Origin of the sequence: Algoriella sp. (assembly GCF_036647415.1) — a bacterium.
GTDB lineage: Bacteria > Bacteroidota > Bacteroidia > Flavobacteriales > Weeksellaceae > Empedobacter.
Window position 1 is genome coordinate 45,277 of record NZ_JAVXKG010000003.1, and the last position, 6,272, is coordinate 51,548.

Annotated in this window: 5 protein-coding genes and 1 tRNA gene (1 of these 6 running past the window's edge); 2 read left to right on the plus strand and 4 right to left on the minus strand. The window is 29.8% G+C overall.

The features are described 5' to 3' along the window. Position 1 precedes the first annotated feature (1 nt). From RSC72_RS01865 to RSC72_RS01880, 4 genes are all read right to left on the minus strand, one after another. The gene (locus tag RSC72_RS01865; RefSeq protein WP_332565879.1) at positions 2-2,773 is read right to left on the minus strand and encodes a TonB-dependent receptor; all 2,772 of its coding nucleotides are present in this window, start codon (positions 2,771-2,773) and stop codon (positions 2-4) included. Between the two features lie 145 nt (positions 2,774-2,918). Beyond that, positions 2,919-3,857, minus strand: coding sequence for a hypothetical protein (locus tag RSC72_RS01870; protein WP_332544208.1), 939 nt, complete (start codon positions 3,855-3,857; stop codon positions 2,919-2,921). After that, positions 3,854-4,306 carry a GNAT family N-acetyltransferase gene (locus RSC72_RS01875; protein ID WP_332544207.1) on the minus strand — a complete coding sequence of 151 codons (453 nt, stop codon included), beginning with the start codon at positions 4,304-4,306 and terminating at the stop codon, positions 3,854-3,856. The genes RSC72_RS01870 and RSC72_RS01875 overlap by 4 nt, the downstream gene beginning before the upstream one ends. Before the next feature lie 2 nt (positions 4,307-4,308). Further along, positions 4,309-5,109 carry an SDR family NAD(P)-dependent oxidoreductase gene (locus RSC72_RS01880; protein WP_332544206.1) on the minus strand — a complete coding sequence of 267 codons (801 nt, stop codon included), beginning with the start codon at positions 5,107-5,109 and terminating at the stop codon, positions 4,309-4,311. 121 nt (positions 5,110-5,230) lie between these two features. Between RSC72_RS01880 and RSC72_RS01885 the strand changes: the two genes are divergently transcribed. Both RSC72_RS01885 and RSC72_RS01890 read left to right on the plus strand, forming a co-directional pair. Next, positions 5,231-6,124 (plus strand): lysylphosphatidylglycerol synthase transmembrane domain-containing protein, encoded by an 894-nt coding sequence (locus tag RSC72_RS01885; RefSeq protein ID WP_332544205.1) that lies wholly within the window; start codon positions 5,231-5,233, stop codon positions 6,122-6,124. Between the two features lie 125 nt (positions 6,125-6,249). Then, positions 6,250-6,272 (plus strand) — tRNA-Val (locus tag RSC72_RS01890); it runs 152 nt beyond the window's last position.

Genomic DNA, 6,272 nt, shown 5'->3' on the forward strand with positions numbered 1-6,272 from the left:
GTTAAAAATTATAATTCATTTCTACTCCAAAATAAGGGATACGTCTTGATCCGGTAATCCTTACATTGTTGAAAAAATATGGATTGTCATAACTATACAATTGATTTACAAACATAGACGCACGCAATGCTTTGTAAATACTTTTTGTTATTTTAAAATTTACATTTACCGTATAACTTTCTTTACGAGATGAAGGCTCTGAAGTTGCTTTATTTCGTTCTAAATGTTGTTTGTATATATCTGCTTTGTCTGCTTCTGTATATGGTTTTATCTGACCATCTAAATCGATATAAGATGTAGGAAATGCAATAATTTTTTCGCGCATTTTATTTGTAAAAACAGAACCTTGTATAGATGCCGAAAATGTTAAATCTAAACTTGGGACATAAGTATCCATCATCAAATTATAATTTAGATTTGAGTTCGTATAAGCGTCATCATTTTCATAAACTCCGATGTAAGGAAAAGAACCAGGAGTTCCTCCTATTGAAACTGTTGGTCTTTCATAAACTGGAATATCATTGTAATATTTAGTTTTAAACCAAGCTCCACTTAATGTAAAACGTGTATTAATTCCCTTAAAACGTGGTGTACTGTACTGAAATTCTATTCCTTCTTTATCTGTTACACTTCCGTTTTCTATGGTTGTAAAAGCATTATGTTCTCTTACGATTGTATATGGCACATTTGTTAAATCTGGTCCGTTAGTTGTCCAGTTATTAATATCAACTTTTGTTGCATCATATTTTTTATATGAATTAACTGTGAAATTAGAATATGGTCGGAAGCCATTCTTCATTCTTTCTTTGTAATAAGTAACAGAAAAGTTATGATTGTTGTACGCAAAATCTACTCTAATTTCTTTCTTAATATTTTTTGCTGCAGTTATATTTTTATTTTCTAATGGCTGTACGTATGTCATATAACTTATATAGCGATAACGTTCATCATTATTATAATAATTTAACTGTACATAATCTGTAAATTGCTTATTTGGATATAAATAATAAGTTGTTGGTTGTTTATAAAACATTCCATATCCCAATGTAACATCAATATCTAATGGTTTACCCGCTATCATAAATTGTGGTAAACCGTACTGAAAGTTAACACGTGGTTCTGCAAAAACCTTATCGCTTATTGTGTATGATTTATCCACACCTAGCAATTTGCTTAAACGTAAACCTCCGTATAATGTAAAAGTGTGTTTGTTTAATTTATAATCAAGTCTATCGCCAATAAAAGCCGCTATATTTTGTGTTGCAGGAATATCACTAAATGCTCTTGGTCGTGTTGACATACTGGCTACTGGTGGTTGAGTAACATCATATACATCTCCTTTACCATTATTTTTACTGTAACGCCAATCTAATCCTAGCTCATACGAATTTGTAAACCCTAAAAAACTTCTTTTACCAGTTGCTTGTAATTGCGCATTAATATCTAATGGCTTACCATCTGTCATATATTCTGACACAAAACTTGTTGCTGCAAAAATACCTACACTTTCACCTGCTTCTGTTGACAATGGCAAAGCTCTTGGCCCAGAATATTGAACAAATTGCCTTTGTTTGATACGATCAAAACCTTGTCTGATTGACGTATTAAGAGTTATTAAATTAAGAAATGATTGTTTTGGTAATTCGTATGTAAAATTGTTAGCTACCGTAAGTTTTCTTGTATACGACTTGTAGGTATCTGTTGGTGCATACGAATTATCTGGATCTAAACTAACATTATCTAATGTTCCTGAAAAATCTAAATTCGTTCGCCATTTTAAGGAATTACTCCATAATTTCAGTTTTAATTCTGATCGTAAAGAAGCCGTAATTCGTTGATAATTTTGTTGATCATCACTTGGATCGTTCTTAGCATCTAAAAAATCTACAGAAGCATTCAATTTCCAATTATCTTTTAGACTAAATCCTTTTCCTATATAATATTGCTTGCTATAACCATCTACTTTTACACGTGCTTGCAAAGGTGTTACGCCAATTTTTCGTTCTATTTTTATCAATCCAGAAGTCAAATCACCGTAAGCCGCAGAAGGAATCCCTCTTATTATCTCAACTTTTTCTATATCATTTGTCGATATACTTCGCATATCAATACCGGTAGAAATTGTATTTCGATCTCTTGGTGCATACAACATTGAACTTTGATTAAGAGAACGTTGCATATCCGAATTAGAATTGATAATATTATCATCAACCATAAATTGTATTCCTAATGATGATGTATTATAACCACCTTCTGTTGGTCTTCCTGAATTCTCTCTAATTAAAGCAACATTTGTCTGTGTTAAATTGGGTAATTTTGCCAAACCACCAGGTAAAAGCTCCATCAAATCTGTAAAACTTGACGGTTGTAGATGTTCCATCGCTTTTCTATCAATTACAGATTTTGATGTTAAACCTTTATCTTCTTTCGCAGTAAAAACAACTTCTTGTAAAGCTATATTGTTAGAAATAAGTGTAGGAGTAATCGTTTTATCTGCAAAAAGTTCAACATTTAGTTGTTGCGTTTCATAAGATGAGTGTGAAAATTGTAAGGTATAATTACCGATTGGTAGATTTATCTTGGCAAAACCATTTTCATCTGTCGTAATTATTTTATCATTGTTCAGTGATATTTTCACTTGTTGCAAAGAGATACTGTCGTTATCTATAACGTGTATTGTTAGTTGAGGATTAACATCTTGAGCATTAACACTCATCGTAAAACCACTTATAATAACAATCAAGACTATTTTTTCAATAAAATAACGAAACATGCACTCTAATTTTTTGAGACTGCAAATATAGAATGGTTCTAAAGAATATGCAACTTATTTAGACTAAATATAAACAAATCAAACATAAATCATACTATTATGTTATTTCAGTATTCTAAAAAACTATCGTATTAAGTGTATTTTTCTATTTTATATATTCTTGTAAATCCTGCGAAAGTTCTTTTGTAAAAACATCAGCACCTTTGTTATTCATGTGCGTCGTGTTGTAAAAATATTTCTGCTGATAACTTATTGTATCTTCAGAATAATCTAACAAAGGTAAATTGTATTTTTGCAATGTTGTTTTGTAACGATTAATCACTTCATCTCGATTCAACATATAATCTTGACCTTTATAAAACTCTGGTGCAATAGTAAATACAAGCTTTATATTTTCTTTTTCGCAACGTTTTATCAATTCTTCCAATAATGGATAATCATTAAAATCAAAATCAGAATTTTTCTTTTTCATCTTCGTCCAATTCACGTCCCATTTGCGGTCATAAGACATAAAGCCTTCTTTACGAAAAAGTCCATCTTTTCCCAATTTCTCTTTCTTAGAACGCGAAATTTGATCTTTCCAATAAACTTGATCTCGATAACGGTATAATGGCAAAATAAAATCCCACACATTTGTCGATTTATATTCGTCCAAAGCCTTGTACAAATCACGATTCCATAACATAAATGGAACATATTGATTGGGTTGAAAAACTTCTTCTATATGCGAAAATGAAAATGTATCCAAATTCCAAACTACAATTTTCGGTTTCGGATTGTGTTTTAAATAGATATTGAAACGATAAAATTGCATTTTGAATTTACTTCCATTCAATCCAAAATTGTAGGAATTCAGTTTTGTTTCTTTCTCTAAAATCTTCGGATTAATTTGAATAAAAGCTCTCGACGAACCAAAAACTGCCAATTCAGCTTTTGTTTTTCCTTCTTTTATTTGATTCCATTCTTGCACTTCTCCACTAAAAAGCGCCATATTTTTCAGTTGATTAGAATAATAAATATCAACCAAAACCAAGGCGAAAAATGAAGAAAATAAGGTTATGAAGAAATATTTTAGAAATTTCATTTTCTCAACATTTCGATATGTGGAATATCGTCTTCTAAATATTCTTCAGAAACTTGTTCAAATCCAAAAGATGAATAAAATTGTTTCAAATAAGATTGTGCAGAAATACGAATTGACGATGTTAAAAATCTATTTTCGATGACTTGAATAGAATTCTTCATTAATTGTTTTCCTAATCCGAATTTTCTAAATTTTTGATTAGAAATTACTCGACCAATTGAAGGTTCATTTTCGTACGAAATTCCTTTCGGAACGATTCGAGAATATGCAGCAACTTCATCATTTATCGTCGCCCAAAGATGTCCACAAACCAAATCTTTGTCATCACAATCTTGATAAATACAGTCTTGTTCTATCACAAAAACTTCATTTCGTAACTGAATTATTTTATATAGCTCTTTCGAAGTTAATTCTTCAAATGATTTATAATGCCAAATAATTTCTTCCATTATTAATCTAATTTTGAATATTTTGCGATAATATTTTCGAACATTTTCTGTGGTAAAATATTTTTCAATGTTACCGAAAATTTTTGCATCGATTTACCAATATAATAATGTGGTTTTAATCCTTTTTGCTCTAAAATACCTTCAATTATCGGAATCAAATCTTCTGTTGGTGTACCTTGCTCAACTTCGTGGTCTATATCAGCAATCATTGCATCATACTTTTTCTGATAAAATTTTGATACAAATGTTTTTACACGACCTTCTGCAATATTAGTTTTTATATCTCCAAAATTTAGTGTAGAAATCTCTATTCCTGTGTGACGATTTTCTAAACGAACTGATTCTATCAAACGATCAATCATCGCTTTAGAAGCCGAATAATAGCCACGAAATGGCAATCCGTTGTTACTTGCAATAGACGAAACATTCAGAATATAACCATTTTTTTGCGTACGCATTTTTGGCAAAACCTCTTGCATTGTATAAATTGTTCCGTAAACATTAACATCCAACAATTTCTCAATATCAGTTTTAGAAGCATCTTCCACTGCGCCCAACATTCCAATTCCTGCATTGTTTATCAATACATCAATATGGTTATTCGTTTCAGAAAAAATTTGCTGAAAAGTTCGTTGTACATTTTCTTTATCCGAAACATCGGTTGCAATATGTTTAAACTTTTCTTGACCTTTAGCCGTTCTTGACAAACCGTAAACTGTATGTCCTTTATCGTGAAAATAATTGGCCAAAGTCAATCCTACTCCCGAAGATGAACCTGTGATTACAATAACTTTTGATTGCATTAATGAGATAATTTGTGAGCAAAATTAAGAAATATCAGAGAATATTTTGTTTATAAATATTTTTTTCAAAGATTAATAGAAGATTATCTAAATTTGTGCGTTAATTTTCAAAAGAATTCAATTGAATCCGAAAACTAAGAAATACATTATTACTGGAATTAAGCTTACGATAAGTATTGCTTTAATCTATTATATCTTTTTTGTAAAACTACATATCTTCGATATTTTCAGTCATTACAAAAATGCAAATTGGGCGTATATTATAATTGCTGTTATGCTTTATGTGATTTCGCAAGCGCTTTCTGTTTTTCGTTTAGATTATTATTTTAAAGATATTAATCTCGATTTGTCTTATAAATCGAATGCGCGTCTATATTTCTTAGGAATGTTTTACAATACTTTTGTTCCGGGCGGTATTGGCGGAGATGCGTATAAGGTTTATGTATTAAATAAAAATTATAAAATTAGTCTGAAAGAAATTTCACAAGCTGTTTTTTTAGATAAAATAATAGGGTTATTATCTATGATATTAATAATTCTATTTTTAATTTTTCTATCTAATTTAACTGATTATCCAATTTTACAATATGGTTCATTGAGTATTTCTTTAATTGGTTTTGTAGCTGTTCCATTTATTTTAGGGAAATTTTTCCCTGTCCATAAAAAAACTTTTTACAATTCTATGATTTATTCGATTGTCTTGCAATTGATACAAGTTGGTATGTTGTATTTTGTTTTGGAAGGATTGAATATTCATCCAGATAATTTCAGTATTTATTTATTAATTTTTCTAGTTTCTGGGATATTATCAATTATTTCATTTAGTGGTTTCGGAATTAGAGAAGCTGTTTTTATGTATGCGGCGCATCGTTTCAATTTTGATGAAACTTTGGCAACAAGTGCTGCATTTATTTTCTCTATTATTACGATTTCTATCTCATTTATCGGAATAATTTATCTGTTTAAAGGAGTTAAAATTGAGGAGAAGAAAAAAAAGACGAAAATTTCTTTTTAAATTTCTTAAATTATTTATTTGAAATAAAAATAGTTAACTAAAATCATTGCTTTTAATTTGTTTTTTTTCGTTTCAACTATTTGGTATATTCAAAAACAGCCCTATATTTGCAATCCAATTACGAAGGTCCCTTAGCTCAGCTGGTTCA